Below are 17350 nucleotides of genomic sequence, written 5' to 3'. Positions count from 1 at the left end.
GTTACTTACCAGCCTTTCCGACCTTGCGGCGGATGATCTCGCCTGCGTAGCGGATGCCCTTGCCCTTGTACGGGTCAGGCTTGCGCAGCTTGCGGATGGTTGCAGCGACCTCGCCGACCTGCTGCTTGTTGATGCCTGCGACCGAGAGCTTGGTGGGGCTGTCGACAGTCAGGGTGATGCCCTCGGGTGCCTTGACGGCGACCGGGTGGCTGTAACCCAGAGCGAATTCCAGGTCGCTGCCCTTGGCCTGGACACGGTAACCCGTGCCCACGATCTCAAGGTTCTTCTTGTAGCCCTCGGTGACTCCGACGATCATGTTGGAGATCAGCGTGCGGGTGAGGCCGTGGAGCGAACGCGATTCGCGCTCGTCGTTCGGCCGCGAGACGGTGAGGGTTCCCTCGGTGAGGGAGACCTCGATGGGGCTGGGAACCGTGTGGCTCAGTTCGCCCTTCGTGCCCTTGACGGAGACGGCGTTGCCGTCGACCTTGACCTCGACACCGGCGGGAACGGTGATGGGGAGACGTCCAATACGTGACATGTTGTTTTCCCTTTCCCGTTACCAGACGTAGGCGAGGACTTCCCCACCTACACCCTTCTTGGATGCCTGGCGGTCCGTGAGCAGACCGGAGGACGTGGACAGGATGGCGATACCGAGGCCGCCGAGCACGTGCGGCAGGTTCGTGGACTTTGCGTACACGCGGAGCCCCGGCTTGGAGATACGGCGGATGCCGGCGATGGAGCGCTGGCGATCCGGTCCGAACTTGAGGTCGATGGTCAGCTTCTTGCCGACCTCCGCTTCCTCTTCCTTCCAGCCGGCGATGTAGCCCTCGGCCTTGAGGATGTCCGCGACGCGGGCCTTCAGCTTGCTGTATGGCATTGACACGGAGTCGTGGTAAGCCGAGTTTGCATTGCGCAGACGCGTGAGCATGTCTGCGACAGGATCTGTCATTGTCATGTGGGCTCTTGCCCTTCCTCGAAACGGTTTCCGGATTCCGGACGGCACATGGCGTGCCGGCTGGAGTGGACCTGCAACGTAGTTAGATTAATCTTCGGATTTGAAGGGGAAGCCAAGCGCCTTGAGAAGCGCGCGGCCCTCGGCGTCGGTCTTGGCTGTTGTGACGACGGTGATGTCCATGCCACGCACGCGGTCGATCCTGTCCTGGTCGATCTCGTGGAACATCGACTGCTCCGTGAGACCGAAGGTGTAGTTGCCGTTGCCGTCGAACTGCTTGCCGTTGAGTCCGCGGAAGTCACGGATACGGGGCAGTGCGAGGGAGACGAGGCGATCCGTGAACTCCCACATGCGATCCCCACGCAGGGTGGCGTGTGCGCCGATGGGCATTCCTTCGCGGAGCTTGAACTGCGCGATGGACTTGCGGGCCTTGGTGACCTGGGGCTTCTGGCCCGTGATGGCGGTAAGGTCCTTGACGGCTCCGTCGATCAGCTTGGAGTCCTTGGCGGCGTCACCGACACCCATGTTCACGACGACCTTCACCAGGCGCGGAACCTGGTTCACGTTGGTGTAGCCGAACTCTTCGAGCAGTGTCGCCTTGATCTCGGCAGCATAGCGGGCCTTGAGGCGGGGAAGAACCTTGGTTTCTGCGGTTTCGACAGTCATTACAGATCCTTCCCTGATGACTTGGCGATGCGGACGCGGACAACGCGCTCCCGGCCGTCACGCTCGACGGTCTCGGTGCGGTATCCGACGCGCGTCGGCTTCTTGGTCTCGGGATCGACAACGGCAACGTTGCTGATGTGCACGGTTGCCTCGACGACCTCGATGCCACCGGTCTTGGTGCCGCGCTGCGACTGGCCGACCTTGGTGTGCTTGGTGATCCGGTTGATGCCTTCCACGAGGACGCGGTTGGTCTCCGGGAACACCTTCAGTACCTTGCCCTGCTTGCCGCGGTCTCCGCCGCGGGTCTGCTTGGCTCCGGTGATGACCTGCACGAGGTCACCCTTCTTGATCTTGAGCTTTATCTTCTGTGCCATGGACTACAGCACCTCCGGCGCCAGCGAGATGATCTTCATGAAACGCTTGTCGCGGAGCTCGCGACCGACAGGGCCGAAGATGCGGGTACCACGGGGGTCACCGTCGTTCTTCAGGATCACTGCTGCGTTCTCATCGAACTTGATGTAGGACCCGTCCGCACGGCGGCGTTCCTTCTTGGTGCGGACGATGACCGCCTTGACGACGTCGCCCTTCTTGACGTTGCCGCCGGGGATTGCGTCCTTCACGGTGGCGACGATGACGTCGCCGATGCCTGCGTAGCGGCGCCCGGATCCTCCGAGAACGCGGATGGTCAAGATTTCCTTGGCCCCCGTGTTGTCGGCGACCTTTAGCCGCGACTCCTGCTGAATCACTGATTACTCCTGTCGTCGCGCCGGTTCTCTCATCGAGCCTTGCGGAACGGATATGGGTGGGCCCCGTGATACTGGTCCTCACCACTCGTGCGCCTGGGCGCACGACCCTGCGTCGAACCTGCAGGGCGGAGATGGTGAACAAGATCATCGGGCTTTTGCCTATTTGCCCGGTGTGGAGGAACCCGTGAGGGAGACCCTGGAAAGGGAACCTCGTGAGGGCATGCGCCAACCCACCAGACAGACAAGATTCTTATCGTATCGCGAAAATGCCCCGGACACGAAATCGCGTCCGGGGCATCTGCGTTCGGGCTCCGGCGGACCGGCTCCCTGGTTCTGCTCGCTGCTACTTTGCCTTTTCGAGGATCTCGACGAGGCGCCACCGCTTGGTGGCTGACAGCGGACGGGTCTCACTGATGAGGACGTGGTCGCCGATGCCGGCGATGTTTTCCTCGTCGTGGACCTTGACCTTCGAGCTGCGGCGGAGGACCTTGCCGTACAGCGCGTGCTTCACACGGTCTTCGACCTCGACGACGATGGTTTTGTTCATCTTGTCGGAGGTCACGTAGCCGCGGCGCACCTTGCGGTAGCCGCGGGAGTCGGCGTCGTGCACTGCCGTCTCGGTTCCTACAGTTACTTCTTCGCTCTTCTGCTCACTCATTTGGCGTCCTCCTCAGAAGCCTCGGTGTCCACGGAAGGTTCATCCTTCGTGGAGGCCTTCTTGGATTTCTTGACCTTCTCCGTCTTCTCCGGCTTTGCTTCCTCGACGGGAGCAATCACCTCGGGACGAAGGCCCAGCTCACGCTCACGCAGCACCGTGTAGATGCGGGCGATATCGCGCTTCACCGAGCGGAGGCGTCCATGGCTTTCCAGCTGGCCGGTGGCCGACTGGAAGCGGAGGTTGAACAGCTCCTCCTTGGCCTTGCGCAGTTCTTCCACCAGGCGGTCCTTATCGAAGCCGTCCAGCTGGTCTGTTGCCAGTTCCTTTGAACCCAGAGCCATAACTATTCACCACCCTCACGACGCACGATGCGTGCCTTCAACGGCAGCTTGTGGATCGCGAGGCGCAGGGCTTCGCGGGCTACCTCTTCGGTTACTCCGGAGAGTTCAAAAAGAACCCGACCCGGCTTGACGTTGGCCACCCACCACTCGGGCGAACCCTTACCGGAACCCATGCGGGTTTCGGCAGGCTTCTTGGTCAACGGGCGGTCCGGATAGATGTTGATCCAGACCTTTCCGCCACGCTTGATGTGGCGGGTCATGGCGATACGAGCGGACTCGATCTGGCGGTTGGTGACGTATGCCGGGCTCAGCGCCTGGATACCCCACTCGCCAAAGCTGACCTCGGTGCCGCCGGTCGCAGCGCCGGAACGACCCGGGTGGTGCTGCTTACGGAATCTGACTCGACGTGGGATAAGCATTTAAGCCTGTCCTCCTTCAGCCGCAACGGGAGCTGCGGCGGTCTCGGCGGGTGCTGACGCACCCTGGCCCTCGGTGCGCTCGGGAGCACGACGACGACGGTCGCCTCCACGGTCGCCACCGCGGTCGGCACCGGCAGGGCCACGGCCCGGACGATCTCCACCGCGGCCGCGGGAAGGAGCTGCTGCAGCCTGGGCTGCGAGTTCCTTCGCCGTGATGTCACCCTTGTAGATCCAGACCTTCACGCCGATGCGGCCGAAGGTGGTCTTCGCTTCGAAGAACCCGTAGTCGATGTTGGCGCGGAGCGTGTGCAGGGGAACGCGTCCCTCGCGGTAGAACTCCGAACGGCTCATCTCGGCGCCACCCAGGCGACCGGAGCACTGGACACGGATGCCCTTTGCGCCGGCGCGCTGCGCGGACTGCATTGCCTTCTTCATCGCGCGGCGGAAAGCCACGCGGGAGGAGAGCTGCTCTGCGATGCCCTGGGCAACGAGCTGTGCCTCGATCTCGGGGTTCTTGACCTCGAGGATGTTCAGCTGGACCTGCTTGCCGGTGAGCTTTTCGAGCTCGCCGCGGATGCGGTCCGCTTCTGCTCCACGGCGACCGATGACGATGCCGGGACGTGCCGTGTGGATATCCACGCGGACGCGGTCACGGGTGCGCTCGATCTCTACCTTGGCGATGCCGGCGCGGTCCATGCCGGTCGACATCAGCTGGCGGATCTTGATGTCTTCGCGGACGAAGTCACGGTAGCGCTGGCCCGGCTTGTTGCTGTCGGCGAACCAGTGTGACCTGTGGTCGGTGGTGATGCCGAGTCGGAACCCATGCGGGTTTACTTTCTGTCCCACTTAGCGGACCTCCACTTTCTCAGGGGTAGCGACGACAACCGTGATGTGGCTGGTCCGCTTGTTGATGCGGAACGCACGGCCCTGGGCTCGCGGCCGAAACCGCTTCATCGTGGGGCCTTCATCAACGAATGCCTCGCTGATGATGAGGTTGTCCTCGTCGAAGGCAACGCCGTCACGGTCCGCGAGAACGCGGGCGTTGGCGACTGCCGACTGGACCACCTTGAAAACCGGCTCTGAAGCAACCTGTGGGGCAAACTTCAGAATAGCCAGAGCCTCATTCGCCTGCTTACCACGAACAAGGTTGACGACGCGCCGGGCCTTCATAGGCGTTACGCGGATATGACGCGCAATAGCCTTGGCTTCCATTGCTTTCCTTCTCTCGTCTTAGCCGTAAGAGCAGCGCCTAGCGGCGCTTGCCCTTGCGGTCGTCCTTAACATGGCCGCGGAATGTCCGCGTGGGAGCGAATTCGCCGAGCTTGTGCCCGACCATCGACTCGGTGACAAACACCGGGATGTGCTTGCGCCCGTCGTGTACCGCGATCGTGTGCCCGAGCATGTCGGGGACGATCATGGATCGGCGGGACCACGTCTTGATGACGTTCTTCGTGCCCGATTCGTTCTCGCGAGCGACCTTTACGTAAAGGTGCTGATCGACGAAGGGGCCTTTCTTCAGGCTGCGTGGCATGTCTCCAGGCTCCTATCGCTTGTTCTTGCCGGAACGACGGCGACGCACGATGAGTGAGTCGCTTTCTTTGTTGGGGCGACGGGTACGGCCTTCGGCCTTACCGTTCGGGTTGACCGGGTGGCGTCCACCGGAGGTCTTGCCCTCGCCACCACCGTGCGGGTGGTCGACCGGGTTCATGGCGACACCGCGGACGGTCGGGCGGATGCCCTTCCACCGGTTACGGCCGGCCTTGCCCCAGTTGATGTTCGACTGCTCGGCGTTGCCGACCTCGCCGACCGTGGCGCGGCAGCGCACGTCGACGTTGCGGATTTCGCCGGAGGGCAGTCGCAGCTGGGCGAAACGGCCTTCCTTCGCGACGAGCTGGACCGACGCACCGGCAGATCGAGCCATCTTCGCGCCGCCACCTGGGCGGAGTTCGACGGCGTGGATGACCGTACCCACGGGGATGTTGCGCAGCGGCAGGTTGTTGCCGGGCTTGATGTCGGCCCCGGCGCCTGCCTCCACGAAGTCGCCCTGCTTGAGCTTGTTCGGCGCGACGATGTAGCGCTTGGTGCCGTCAACGTAGTGCAGGAGGGCGATGCGAGCGGTGCGGTTGGGATCATATTCGATCTCGGCAACGCGGGCGTCGACACCGTCCTTGTCGTGGCGGCGGAAGTCGATCAGGCGGTACTGACGCTTGTGTCCACCACCTTTGTGGCGGGTCGTGATCTTACCGGAGTTGTTGCGTCCACCCTTTTTGGGGAGAGGACGGACCAACGACTTTTCCGGCGTCGACCGTGTGATTTCAGCGAAGTCGGCAACGCTCGAGCCACGACGGCCCGGGGTTGTCGGCTTGTATTTACGGATTCCCATAACTCAATTCCTCGTTAAAGTGGTCTCCGCTCTAGGAGAGCGGACCGCCGAAGATGTCGATCGAGCCCTCTTTGAGGGACACGATGGCACGCTTGGTGCCCTTGCGCTGGCCCCAGCCGAACTTGGTGCGCTTGCGCTTGCCAACCCGGTTGATGGTGTTGATCGAATCGACCTTCACGGAGAAGATCTTCTCGACCGCCAGTTTGATTTCTTCCTTGTTCGAGCGCGGGTCGACGAGGAAGGTGTACTTGCCTTCGTCGATCAGGCCGTAGCTCTTCTCCGAGACGACGGGTGCAATGACGACGTCGCGCGGATCCTTTGCGATGGTGCCGCTCACTTGGCATCCTCCTCGGAGATGACATCAGCCGTGCCGACGAACTGGTCGTAGGCGGCCTTGGTGAAGATCACGTCGTCGGACACCAGCACGTCGTACGTGTTGAGCTGGTCTACGTAGAGGACGTGCACCTGGGGTACGTTGCGCACGGAGAGTGCCGCGACGTCGTTGGCACGCTCGATCACGACGAGCAGGCGGGGCCGCTCCGAGATCGAACGCAGGGTCTCGATGGCACCCTTGGTGGACGGCTTGCCGCCGGCGACCAGGGAATCGAGGACGTGGATACGGCCGTTGCGTGCCCTGTCGGAGAGAGCTCCGCGGAGTGCGGCGGCAATCATCTTCTTGGGGGTGCGCTGGCTGTAGTCGCGCGGCGTCGGACCGTGGACGATACCGCCACCGGTCATCTGCGGTGCGCGGATCGAGCCCTGGCGGGCGCGGCCCGTTCCCTTCTGCTTGAACGGCTTGCGGCCTGCACCGCTCACCTCGGCGCGCGTCTTCGTCTTGTGCGTACCCTGGCGGGCGGCAGCAAGCTGAGCCACGACGACCTGGTGCAACAGCGGCACGTTGGTCTGTGCGTCGAAGATCTCCGCGGGGAGATCGACCTTTACAGTGTTGGCAGCCATGTGGCTATGCTCCCTTCACGGCGGTGCGTACGAGGACGACCTGGCCGCGGGCGCCCGGAACGGCGCCCTTGATCAGCAGCAGCGACTTCTCGGTGTCGACAGCGTGAACCTTGAGGTTCAGCGTGGTCTGACGAACGGCACCCATGCGGCCTGCCATTTTCATTCCACGGAAGACGCGGCTGGGGGTGGATGCTCCACCGATGGAACCGGGCTTGCGGTGGTTCTTGTGGGCACCGTGTGAGGCGCCGACGCCGTGGAAACCGTGGCGCTTCATGACGCCCGCGAAGCCCTTGCCCTTGGTGGTGCCGATGACGTCGACCGTCTGGCCTGCCTCGAACATCTCGACCGAGAGTTCCTGGCCGAGCGAGTAGGTGTCGGCGTCGGAGGTCCGCAGTTCGACGACGTGACGGCGAGGCGTGACGCCTGCCTTCTCGAAGTGGCCGGCGAGCGGCTTGGTGACCTTGCGGGGATCGATCTGGCCGAAGCCGATCTGGACGGCCGTGTAGCCGTCATTGTCCTCATTGAGGAGCTGCGTGATGACGTTCGAGTCAGCCTGGACGACGGTGACGGGGATGAGGAGGTTGTGCTCGTCCCAGACCTGGGTCATGCCGAGCTTGATGCCCAGCAGGCCCTTTACCTGGCGCGTAAGTGAAGTAGACATGTGTATCCGCTCTCCCTTACAGCTTGATTTCGATGTTCACGTCCGCAGGCAGATCGAGACGCATCAGCGAATCGACGGCCTTGGGCGTGGGATCAATGATGTCGATCAGACGCTTGTGAGTACGCATTTCAAAGTGCTCACGGCTGTCCTTGTACTTGTGCGGGGACCGGATGACAACGAATACGTTCTTCTCCGTCGGCAGGGGCACTGGTCCCACTACCGTTGCGCCTGCGCGCGTCACCGTCTCAACGATCTTCCGGGCTGAAACATCAATGACCTCGTGGTCATATGACTTCAGCCGGATGCGGATTTTTTGTCCCGCCATGGCGTCTCGACTCTCTCTCTACATAACTGCCTGGGCAGTTCCGGTACGTACGTACATTTCCTGCGTCCGTTGTACGACGCTTCCCTGCAGACTGAATCCGGACGGATCCGGGTTCCTCACCCTGCCGGGCTCCCACCCCCGCGCTCGGGCGTGTCGTGTTTCCTGGACACACGCGAACCGCTGCTTCGGACGGACCGAACGGGGTGGATTACATTTGGGCTGCGCGGTTCGGTGGACTTGAACCCTGCATCAGGCATTATCCTGACCGGGATGAGGTCTCAGACCGCACGCGCTAGCGCTTGAACAACTTATCTAGTGTCGCAGATTGCCCGGATGATTGCGAACCGGCCCCGCGTCCGCACCACCGCGAGCCCTGTCCTGCGACATCGGGGAGGTTGAGGGGTGCACGCGGGGGTGAACGCAGAAGGACCCCAGCTGTGGATACAGCTGGGGTCCTTCGTCGATCACCGGACTGGCCGGCGATAACGTGCTCGGGTTACTTCAGGATCTGCGTGACGCGTCCTGAGCCAACCGTGCGGCCGCCTTCGCGGATAGCGAAGCCGAGGCCCTCTTCCATGGCGATGGGCTGGATGAGCGCCACTGACATTTCAGTGTTGTCACCAGGCATGACCATTTCCGTGCCCTCGGGGAGGGTGATGACGCCGGTGACGTCGGTCGTACGGAAGTAGAACTGCGGGCGGTAGTTCGAGTAGAACGGGTTGTGACGCCCGCCCTCGTCCTTGGCCAGGATGTAGACATTGGCCTCGAAGTCGGTGTGAGGGGTGATCGAACCCGGCTTCACGATGACCTGGCCGCGCTCAACGTCCTCGCGCTTGATGCCACGGAGCAGGAGGCCACAGTTCTCGCCGGCCCATGCTTCGTCAAGCTGCTTGTGGAACATCTCGATACCGGTGACCGTGGTCTTCTGGACCGGACGGATTCCGACGATCTCGATTTCCGAGTTGATCTTCAGGGTTCCACGCTCGGCGCGGCCCGTGACGACGGTTCCGCGGCCGGTGATGGTGAAGACATCCTCGACAGGCATGAGGAACGGCTTGTCCTTGTCGCGGATGGGGTCCGGAACGGACTCATCCACGGCAGCCATCAGGTCCTCGACCGACTTGACCCACTCGGGGTCGCCTTCCAGGGCCTTCAGGCCCGAAACGCGGACCACAGGGGCCTCGTCGCCGTCGAAGCCCTGCGCGCTGAGCAGCTCGCGGACCTCCATCTCGACGAGATCGAGGAGTTCCTCGTCGTCGACCATGTCGGACTTGTTGAGTGCGACCAGCAGGTACGGGACACCGACCTGGCGGGCGAGCAGGACGTGCTCGCGGGTCTGAGCCATCGGGCCGTCAGTGGCGGCCACAACGAGAATGGCTCCATCCATCTGAGCCGCGCCGGTGATCATGTTCTTGATGTAGTCGGCGTGGCCGGGGGCGTCTACGTGTGCGTAGTGGCGCTTCTCGGTCTGGTACTCGACGTGCGAGATGTTGATGGTGATGCCGCGCTGCTTCTCCTCGGGAGCCGAGTCGATCGACGCGAAGTCACGCTGCTCGTTGAGAGTGGGGTACTTGTCGTACAGCACCTTGGAAATGGCAGCCGTCAACGTGGTCTTTCCATGGTCAACGTGACCGATGGTGCCGATGTTAACGTGCGGCTTAGTCCGCTCGAACTTTGCCTTCGCCACGGGTTCCTCCTAGAACGTTTGAGAAGAATTGCTTCCCAGCCACGCTTTTCGTGGCTGAAACTCATGCAAGTCTACTGGGGGCTTTTGGTTTTGTTGAAATTGCTGTTCGCCGCCGGAACCATGCGGTCCGACTGCTGGGGAACGAGCCGGCCGGCCCTGGGACAGGCCGGCTCACTCCCCGGAATCCCCGTTTCCGGGAGGGTCTACTCGCCGCGCGTCTTCTGGATGATCTCGTCGGCTACTGCCTTCGGGACCTCCGAGTAGCTGTCGAACTTCATCGAGTACACGGCACGGCCCTGGGTCTTCGACCGCAGGTCACCGATGTACCCGAACATGCCCGACAGGGGGACGTGCGCGGTGATGACCTTCACACCGCTCGCATCCTCCATCGACTGCATCTGGCCACGGCGGGAGTTGAGGTCACCGATGACTTCACCCATGTATTCCTCAGGGGTCCGCACCTCGACCTCCATCAGCGGCTCGAGCAGCACTGGCTTGGCCATCCGTGCGGCTTCCTTGAACGCCATGCGACCGGCGATCTTGAAGGCCATTTCGGAGGAGTCGACATCGTGGTAGGCACCGTCGAGCAGGGTCGCCCTGATACCGACGACCGGGTAACCGGCCAGGACGCCGTCGTTGAGCGCATCCTGAATGCCGGCATCGACACTCGGGATGTACTCGCGGGGCACGCGTCCACCTGTGACCTTGTTGTCGAAGGCGTACAGGACGCCGTCCTCGACCTCCATCGGCTCGATCGCGATCTGGATCTTCGCGAACTGGCCGGAGCCACCCGTCTGCTTCTTGTGGGTGTAGTCGTGCTTGGCGACCTTGCTCTTGATGGTCTCGCGGTAGGCGACCTGCGGCTTGCCGACATTCGCTTCCACGCGGAACTCGCGGCGCATGCGGTCCACCAGGATGTCCAGGTGGAGCTCGCCCATGCCGGCGATGATCGTCTGGCCGGTGTCCTCGTTCAGGGACACCTGGAAGGTCGGATCCTCGGCGGAGAGCTTCTGGATAGCTGTGGACAGCTTCTCCTGGTCGCCCTTCGTCTTGGGTTCGATCGCCACCGAGATCACGGGTGCGGGGAAGCTCATGGATTCGAGGACGATCTGGTTCGCCGAATCCGAGAGGGTGTCGCCCGTCGTCGTGTCCTTCAGACCGATCGCGGCGTAGATGTGGCCTGCGGAGGCCTCATCCACGGGGATCTCCTTGTTCGCGTGCATCTGGAACAGCTTGCCGATGCGCTCTTTCTTGCTCTTCGTCGAGTTCACCAACTGCGTTCCTGCAGTGACGTGACCGGAGTACACGCGGATGAACGTGAGCTGTCCGAAGAACGGATGCGTTGCAACCTTGAACGCGAGGGCCGAGAACGGCTCCTCGGTGCTGGGCTTGCGCGTGAGCTCGATCTCTTCGTTCCGGGGATCGTGACCGATCATCGGGGGTACGTCGAGGGGCGAGGGCAGGTAGTCGATGACTGCATCCAGCATCGGCTGGACGCCGCGGTTCTTGAACGCGGAGCCGCACAGGATGGGGTAGAGCTCCGAGTTGATCGTCATCTTGCGGATGCCGGCCTTCAGCTCCTCGATGGAGATCTCTTCACCCTCGAGGTACTTGTTCATGAGCTCGTCGGAAGCCTCGGCAACGGTCTCGACGAGCGTTGCACGGTACTCCTCGGCCTTGGCCTGGAGATCGGCGGGGATTTCCTGGATCTCGTACTTGGCACCCATGGTCACGTCACCCTTGGAGTCACCGGGCCAGACGAGGGCACGCATGTGGAGCAGGTCGACGACGCCGACGAAATCGTTCTCGGCACCGATGGGGAGCTGCAGCACGAGGGGCTTGGCGCCCAGGCGGCTGATGATGGTGTCGACGGTGAAGTAGAAGTCGGCGCCCAGCTTGTCCATCTTGTTGACGAAGCAGATGCGGGGCACTTCGTACTTGTCGGCCTGACGCCAGACGGTCTCCGACTGGGGCTCGACGCCCTCCTTGCCGTCGAACACCGCGACGGCGCCGTCGAGGACGCGCAGTGAGCGCTCGACCTCGACGGTGAAGTCGACGTGTCCGGGAGTATCGATGATGTTGATCTGGTTGTTCTCCCAGAAGCAGGTCACGGCGGCAGACGTGATGGTGATGCCGCGCTCCTTCTCCTGTTCCATCCAGTCAGTGGTGGAGGCGCCGTCGTGCGTCTCACCGATCTTGTGGTTTACACCCGTGTAGAACAGGATGCGCTCGGTAGTAGTGGTCTTGCCGGCGTCGATGTGGGCCATGATGCCGATGTTGCGGACCTTGTTGAGGTCGGTAAGCACGTCCTGTGCCACGGTGTCTCCCTTATTGCGAAAATGGAGTTCTGCTGGAACGCCTGCCGGACCGGACCCGAGGGGGTCCGGTCCGGCCGGCAGATCTGCTACCAGCGGTAGTGTGCGAAGGCCTTGTTCGACTCGGCCATCTTGTGCGTGTCCTCGCGGCGCTTGACTGCGGCACCGAGACCGTTGGAAGCGTCGAGGATTTCGTTCTGCAGGCGCTCGGTCATCGTCTTCTCGCGGCGGGCCTTCGAGTAGCCGACGAGCCAGCGAAGGGCCAGGGCGGTCGAACGACCGGGCTTGACCTCGACGGGCACCTGGTAGGTTGCACCGCCGACGCGGCGTGAGCGGACCTCGAGGGTCGGCTTCACGTTGTCCATGGCCTTCTTGAGGGCTGCGACGGGGTCGCCACCGGACTTGGCGCGAGCACCTTCGAGTGCGCCGTACACGATGCGCTCTGCGGTGGACTTCTTGCCGTCGACGAGCACCTTGTTGATCAGCTGCGTGACCAGGGGTGAACCGTAGACGGGATCTAGAACGAGCGGCCGCTTCGGGGCCGGGCCCTTACGTGGCATATTACTTCTTCTCCATCTTTGCGCCGTAGCGGCTACGAGCCTGCTTGCGGTTCTTGACGCCCTGCGTATCCAGCGCGCCGCGGATGATCTTGTAACGGACACCGGGAAGGTCCTTCACACGGCCACCGCGCACGAGCACGATGGAGTGTTCCTGAAGGTTGTGACCGACTCCGGGGATGTAGGCGGTCACTTCGATGCCGCCGTTGAGGCGCACGCGGGCGACCTTGCGGAGAGCCGAGTTCGGCTTCTTCGGGGTGGTGGTGTAGACGCGGGTGCAGACGCCGCGCTTCATGGGGCTGCCCTTCAGTGCGGGCGCCTTGGTCTTGGAGACCTTAGGTGTCCGGCCCTTGCGGACCAGCTGGTTAATCGTAGGCACTTTCGTGTTCTCCGTAATGTCAGAAGATGAGATCCCTGTCGCCCTACTCGGCGGCTGCAGCCACCTCGCAGGGCCGCGCCATCCAGAAGTCGGGATGATCAGTCGTTTGGCGCAACACCGACGACGAAGCTGCCGCAAAACGACTGTAGGCGTGCGAAAATGTGGCATTCGTTGTACAACTTACGTACAACACGGAGATACGTTTCGCAACGCCAATCCTTTGCCACACAAACAATTGGTCCCAAGTCTACCAGAGATGGAAGCTGCTCCCGTGCGGCCCCGCTCCCCCGCGCAACCTGCGCATTCCTGGGGACGGGAAAGGCCCCGGACCCAAAGGGTCCGGGGCCTTTCTCAGGACGTTCGATCCCGACGGCGATCAGCCGCCAGCACGTGGTGCATCAGCGGAAGTCGCTGTTGCCCATGTCGTAGTCGTCCAGCGGGATCGCGTGGAACTCGGGGCTCAGGCCACCCTCGACGCCGGCATAGTCGAAGTCGCTGAACGCGCTCGGACCGGTGAAGAGGTTCGCCTTGGCTTCCTCGGTGGGCTCGACCGTCACCTTCGTGTAGCGGTCCAGGCCGGTACCGGCCGGGATGAGCTTACCGATGATGACGTTCTCCTTGAGGCCGAGCAGCGGATCGCTCTTGCCTTCCATGGCGGCCTGCGTGAGGACACGCGTGGTCTCCTGGAAGGAAGCGGCCGACAGCCACGACTCGGTCGCGAGCGACGCCTTGGTGATACCCATGAGCTCGGGCCGGCCTGAAGCCGGCTTCTTGCCCTCGGATACCACGCGGCGGTTCTCGTTCTCGAAGCGGCGACGCTCTGCCAGTTCACCGGGAAGCAGGTCCGACTCGCCGGACTCGATCACGGTGACGCGACGGAGCATCTGCCGGACGATGACTTCCACGTGCTTGTCGTGGATGCCGACGCCCTGGCTGCGGTACACGCGCTGGACCTCGTCCACCAGGAACTCCTGGGCCTTGCGCGGGCCGAGGATCCGGAGGATCTGCTTCGGGTCGACCGCACCGAAGACGAGCTGCTGCCCGACCTCGACGTGCTCCCCGTCGGAGACCAGGAGGCGTGCACGGCGCAGGACCGGGTACGCGATCTCCTCGGAACCGTCGTCGGGCGTGACCACCAGGCGAAGCTGCTTCTCGGCATCCTCGATGGTGACGCGACCTGCGACCTCGGAGATCGGGGCGACACCCTTGGGGGTACGCGCCTCGAAGAGCTCCTGGATACGGGGCAGACCCTGGGTGATGTCCTCCGCGGAGGCGACACCGCCGGTGTGGAAGGTACGCATGGTCAGCTGTGTCCCGGGCTCACCGATCGACTGGGCGGCGATGATACCGACAGCCTCTCCGATGTCCACGGTCTTGCCGGTCGCGAGCGAGCGGCCGTAGCACAGTGCACAGGTTCCGACACTGGACTCACAGGTGAGGACCGAGCGGACCTTGATCTCGGTGATCCCGGCCTCGAACAGCTCGCCGATGACGACGTCCCCGAGGTCCGAACCCGCGGCAGCGAGCACGGCACCCTTGGCGTCGACGACGTCGGTCGCCAGCGTACGGGCGTACGCCGAGTTCTCGACCTCCTCGTGCAGGACCAGCTCACCATCGGCGTTCGGCACGGCGATGATCACCTTGAGTCCACGTTCGGTACCGCAGTCGTCCTCGCGGACGATGACGTCCTGCGAGACGTCGACCAGACGGCGGGTCAGGTAACCCGAGTTGGCCGTACGCAGGGCGGTATCGGCGAGGCCCTTACGGGCACCGTGCGTGGCGATGAAGTACTCCAGGACCGACAGGCCCTCGCGGTACGAGGACTTGATCGGACGCGGGATGATCTCGCCCTTGGGGTTGGCCACGAGGCCACGGATACCGGCGATCTGGCGAACCTGCAGCCAGTTGCCACGAGCACCGGAGGACACCATGCGGTTGATGGTGTTGTCCTTCGGCATCGCTGCGCGCATCGAGGCCGCAACCTCGTTGGTCGCCCTGTTCCAGATGTCGATGAGCTCCTGACGGCGCTCCTCGTCCGCGATGAGGCCGTTGTCGAACTGCGACTGGACCTTGGCGGCCTGGGTCTCGTAGCCCTCCATGATGCCGGCCTTGTTGATCGGCGCGGAGATATCGGAGATGGCAACGGTGACGCCTGAGCGGGTGGCCCAGTAGAAACCGGAGTCCTTCAGGTTGTCCAGCGTTGCCGCCGTGACGACCTTCGGGTAGCGCTCGGCAAGATCATTGACGATCGTCGAGAGCTGGCCCTTGTCGGCGACCTTCTCCACCCAGGGGTAATCCAGGGGAAGCGTCTCGTTGAACAGGACCTGCCCGAGCGACGTCTCGATCAGCGCCGGTGTGCCTGGCTCCCAGCCCTCGGGAGCGGCGACGTCGGCACTGGGCACGAAGTTGTCGACGCGGATCCGGACCACAGAGTTGAGGTGCAGCGAGTTCATGTCGAACGCCATGATGGCCTCGGCGACACTCGTGAAGATGCGGCCTTCGCCGGCGCTTCCCTCACGCTTGGTCGTGAGGTGGTGCAGACCGATGATCATGTCCTGCGAGGGCAGGGTGACCGGACGGCCGTCCGACGGCTTCAGGATGTTGTTCGAGGAGAGCATCAGGATGCGTGCCTCGGCCTGGGCCTCGGGGCTCAGCGGCAGGTGTACTGCCATCTGGTCGCCGTCGAAGTCCGCGTTGAACGCGCCACAGACCAGCGGGTGCAGCTGGAGTGCCTTGCCTTCCACGAGCTGTGGCTCGAACGCCTGGATGCCGAGACGGTGCAGGGTGGGTGCACGGTTCAGCAGCACGGGGTGCTCGGTGATGATCTCTTCGAGCACGTCCCATACCTGGGGGCGGTAACGCTCGACCATGCGCTTGGCGCTCTTGATGTTCTGCGCGTGGTTGAGGTCGACCAGGCGCTTCATCACGAACGGCTTGAAGAGCTCCAGGGCCATCTGCTTGGGCAGACCACACTGGTGCAGCTTCAGCTGCGGGCCGACGACGATGACCGAGCGGCCCGAGTAGTCGACGCGCTTGCCGAGGAGGTTCTGGCGGAATCGGCCCTGCTTGCCCTTCAGCATGTCCGAGAGGGACTTCAGGGGACGGTTGCCCGGACCGGTGACGGGACGCCCACGGCGACCGTTGTCGAACAGGGAATCGACGGCTTCCTGCAGCATGCGCTTCTCGTTGTTCACGATGATCTCGGGGGCTCCGAGGTCCAGCAGGCGCTTGAGGCGGTTGTTCCTGTTGATGACGCGGCGGTACAGGTCGTTGAGGTCGGACGTCGCGAAACGGCCGCCGTCGAGCTGGACCATCGGGCGCAGTTCCGGCGGGATCACCGGTACGGCGTCGAGGACCATGCCCAGGGGGCTGTTCGTCGTCGTCAGGAAGGCATTGACCACCTTGAGGCGCTTCAGGGCACGCGTCTTCCGCTGGCCCTTGCCGTTCTGGATGATGTCGCGCAGCATTTCTGCTTCGGCAGGCATGTCGAAGTTCTCGAGGCGCTTCTTGATGGCCTCGGCGCCCATGGAGCCCTCGAAGTACAGTCCGTAGCGGTCGCGCAGCTCGCGGTAGAGGCCTTCGTCACCCTCGAGGTCGGCGACCTTGAGGGTCTTGAAGCGCTCCCACACCTGCACGAGGCGCTCGATGTCGGCGTCCGCCCGCTTGCGGACGTTCGCCATCTGGCGGTCGGCCGAGTCGCGGGCCTTCTTCTTGTCCGCAGCCTTGGCGCCCTCACCCTCGAGACGGGCGATCTCGTTCTCGAGATCCTTGGCGATCGCGGCGATGTCGGAGTCGCGCTGGTCCGTCATCTGCTTCTTCTCGAGGTCGTGCTCGGCCTGGAGGTTGGGCAGCTCGGCGTGGCGGTTCTCGTCGTCGACCGAGGTGATCATGTAGGCGGCGAAGTAGATGACCTTCTCGAGGTCCTTCGGAGCCAGGTCGAGGAGGTAGCCGAGGCGCGACGGGACACCCTTGAAGTACCAGATGTGCGTGACGGGAGCGGCGAGCTCGATGTGCCCCATGCGCTCGCGGCGCACCTTGGCACGGGTGACCTCGACGCCGCAGCGCTCACAGATGATGCCTTTGAAGCGCACGCGCTTGTACTTGCCGCAGTAGCACTCCCAGTCGCGGGAAGGGCCGAAGATCTTCTCGCAGAAGAGGCCGTCCTTCTCGGGCTTGAGCGTGCGGTAGTTGATGGTTTCCGGCTTCTTGACCTCGCCGTAAGACCAGCCACGGATTTCATCCGCGGTGGCAAGGCCGATTCGCATGAGGCCGAAGGAGGATTCGCTGGACATAGGGTCCCTGTT

General features: G+C 63.3%; 21 protein-coding genes. All 21 read right to left on the bottom strand.

Annotated features, from left to right (window positions below; translation table 11 throughout):
- Position 1 precedes the first annotated feature (1 nt).
- The 21 genes from rplF to RCH21_RS06620 all read right to left on the bottom strand — a co-directional run bounded on the left by rplF (position 2) and on the right by RCH21_RS06620 (position 17338).
- Positions 2-538: a 50S ribosomal protein L6 gene (rplF, locus tag RCH21_RS06720; RefSeq protein WP_326963692.1), complete on the bottom strand. Its 537-nt coding sequence runs from the start codon at positions 536-538 to the stop codon at positions 2-4.
- 18 nt (positions 539-556) lie between these two features.
- Positions 557-955 (bottom strand): 30S ribosomal protein S8, encoded by a 399-nt coding sequence (gene rpsH / locus RCH21_RS06715; RefSeq protein WP_043440638.1) that lies wholly within the window; start codon positions 953-955, stop codon positions 557-559.
- A gap of 87 nt (positions 956-1042) precedes the next feature.
- Entirely contained in the window at positions 1043-1618 is a 576-nt protein-coding gene (gene rplE / locus RCH21_RS06710; protein ID WP_120147076.1) for a 50S ribosomal protein L5, read from the bottom strand.
- Entirely contained in the window at positions 1618-1992 is a 375-nt protein-coding gene (gene rplX / locus RCH21_RS06705) for a 50S ribosomal protein L24 (protein ID WP_326963691.1), read from the bottom strand. Before rplX ends, rplE begins: the two co-directional genes overlap by 1 nt.
- A gap of 3 nt (positions 1993-1995) precedes the next feature.
- Positions 1996-2364, bottom strand: coding sequence for a 50S ribosomal protein L14 (gene rplN, locus RCH21_RS06700; protein WP_049829173.1), 369 nt, complete (start codon positions 2362-2364; stop codon positions 1996-1998).
- Positions 2365-2707: 343 nt separating this feature from the next.
- A complete protein-coding gene (gene rpsQ / locus RCH21_RS06695; protein WP_120147078.1) occupies positions 2708-3022 on the bottom strand; it encodes a 30S ribosomal protein S17 in 315 nt (104 codons plus the stop codon).
- The gene (gene rpmC / locus RCH21_RS06690) at positions 3019-3363 is read right to left on the bottom strand and encodes a 50S ribosomal protein L29 (protein ID WP_120147079.1); all 345 of its coding nucleotides are present in this window, start codon (positions 3361-3363) and stop codon (positions 3019-3021) included. The genes rpsQ and rpmC overlap by 4 nt, the downstream gene beginning before the upstream one ends.
- 2 nt (positions 3364-3365) lie before the next feature.
- Positions 3366-3782: a 50S ribosomal protein L16 gene (gene rplP, locus RCH21_RS06685; protein ID WP_120147080.1), complete on the bottom strand. Its 417-nt coding sequence runs from the start codon at positions 3780-3782 to the stop codon at positions 3366-3368.
- Positions 3783-4628 (bottom strand): 30S ribosomal protein S3, encoded by an 846-nt coding sequence (gene rpsC / locus RCH21_RS06680; protein WP_120147081.1) that lies wholly within the window; start codon positions 4626-4628, stop codon positions 3783-3785.
- Positions 4629-4994: a 50S ribosomal protein L22 gene (rplV, locus tag RCH21_RS06675; protein WP_049829178.1), complete on the bottom strand. Its 366-nt coding sequence runs from the start codon at positions 4992-4994 to the stop codon at positions 4629-4631. It abuts the gene before it with no gap.
- A 37-nt stretch (positions 4995-5031) separates the two neighbouring features.
- Positions 5032-5313, bottom strand: a complete 282-nt coding sequence (gene rpsS / locus RCH21_RS06670; RefSeq protein WP_026549122.1) for a 30S ribosomal protein S19 — start codon at positions 5311-5313, stop codon at positions 5032-5034.
- A gap of 12 nt (positions 5314-5325) precedes the next feature.
- Positions 5326-6165: a 50S ribosomal protein L2 gene (gene rplB, locus RCH21_RS06665; RefSeq protein ID WP_120147082.1), complete on the bottom strand. Its 840-nt coding sequence runs from the start codon at positions 6163-6165 to the stop codon at positions 5326-5328.
- A gap of 31 nt (positions 6166-6196) precedes the next feature.
- Entirely contained in the window at positions 6197-6502 is a 306-nt protein-coding gene (rplW, locus tag RCH21_RS06660; RefSeq protein ID WP_026531955.1) for a 50S ribosomal protein L23, read from the bottom strand.
- Positions 6499-7122 (bottom strand): 50S ribosomal protein L4, encoded by a 624-nt coding sequence (gene rplD, locus RCH21_RS06655; RefSeq protein ID WP_120147083.1) that lies wholly within the window; start codon positions 7120-7122, stop codon positions 6499-6501. Before rplD ends, rplW begins: the two co-directional genes overlap by 4 nt.
- A gap of 4 nt (positions 7123-7126) precedes the next feature.
- Complete coding sequence (gene rplC / locus RCH21_RS06650) at positions 7127-7783, bottom strand: 50S ribosomal protein L3 (protein ID WP_326963690.1); 657 nt, start codon at positions 7781-7783, stop codon at positions 7127-7129.
- Between the two features lie 16 nt (positions 7784-7799).
- Positions 7800-8108 carry a 30S ribosomal protein S10 gene (rpsJ, locus tag RCH21_RS06645; protein WP_026531952.1) on the bottom strand — a complete coding sequence of 103 codons (309 nt, stop codon included), beginning with the start codon at positions 8106-8108 and terminating at the stop codon, positions 7800-7802.
- Between the two features lie 496 nt (positions 8109-8604).
- Positions 8605-9795 (bottom strand): elongation factor Tu, encoded by a 1191-nt coding sequence (gene tuf, locus RCH21_RS06640; RefSeq protein ID WP_120147085.1) that lies wholly within the window; start codon positions 9793-9795, stop codon positions 8605-8607.
- A 203-nt stretch (positions 9796-9998) separates the two neighbouring features.
- Positions 9999-12113, bottom strand: a complete 2115-nt coding sequence (gene fusA, locus RCH21_RS06635) for an elongation factor G (protein WP_326963689.1) — start codon at positions 12111-12113, stop codon at positions 9999-10001.
- Positions 12114-12199: 86 nt separating this feature from the next.
- Positions 12200-12670, bottom strand: a complete 471-nt coding sequence (gene rpsG, locus RCH21_RS06630) for a 30S ribosomal protein S7 (protein ID WP_087076905.1) — start codon at positions 12668-12670, stop codon at positions 12200-12202.
- Position 12671: 1 nt separating this feature from the next.
- Positions 12672-13046: a 30S ribosomal protein S12 gene (gene rpsL, locus RCH21_RS06625; RefSeq protein ID WP_120147087.1), complete on the bottom strand. Its 375-nt coding sequence runs from the start codon at positions 13044-13046 to the stop codon at positions 12672-12674.
- 398 nt (positions 13047-13444) lie between these two features.
- Complete coding sequence (locus tag RCH21_RS06620; protein WP_326963688.1) at positions 13445-17338, bottom strand: DNA-directed RNA polymerase subunit beta'; 3894 nt, start codon at positions 17336-17338, stop codon at positions 13445-13447.
- Positions 17339-17350 lie beyond the last annotated feature (12 nt).

It is taken from the genome of Arthrobacter sp. PL16, from assembly GCF_035985055.1.
In the GTDB taxonomy this organism is placed as follows: Bacteria; Actinomycetota; Actinomycetes; order Actinomycetales; family Micrococcaceae; genus Arthrobacter_D; species Arthrobacter_D cheniae.
The sequence above is the reverse complement of the archived record's forward strand: the minus strand, read 5'-3'. Positions and strand labels throughout refer to the sequence as shown.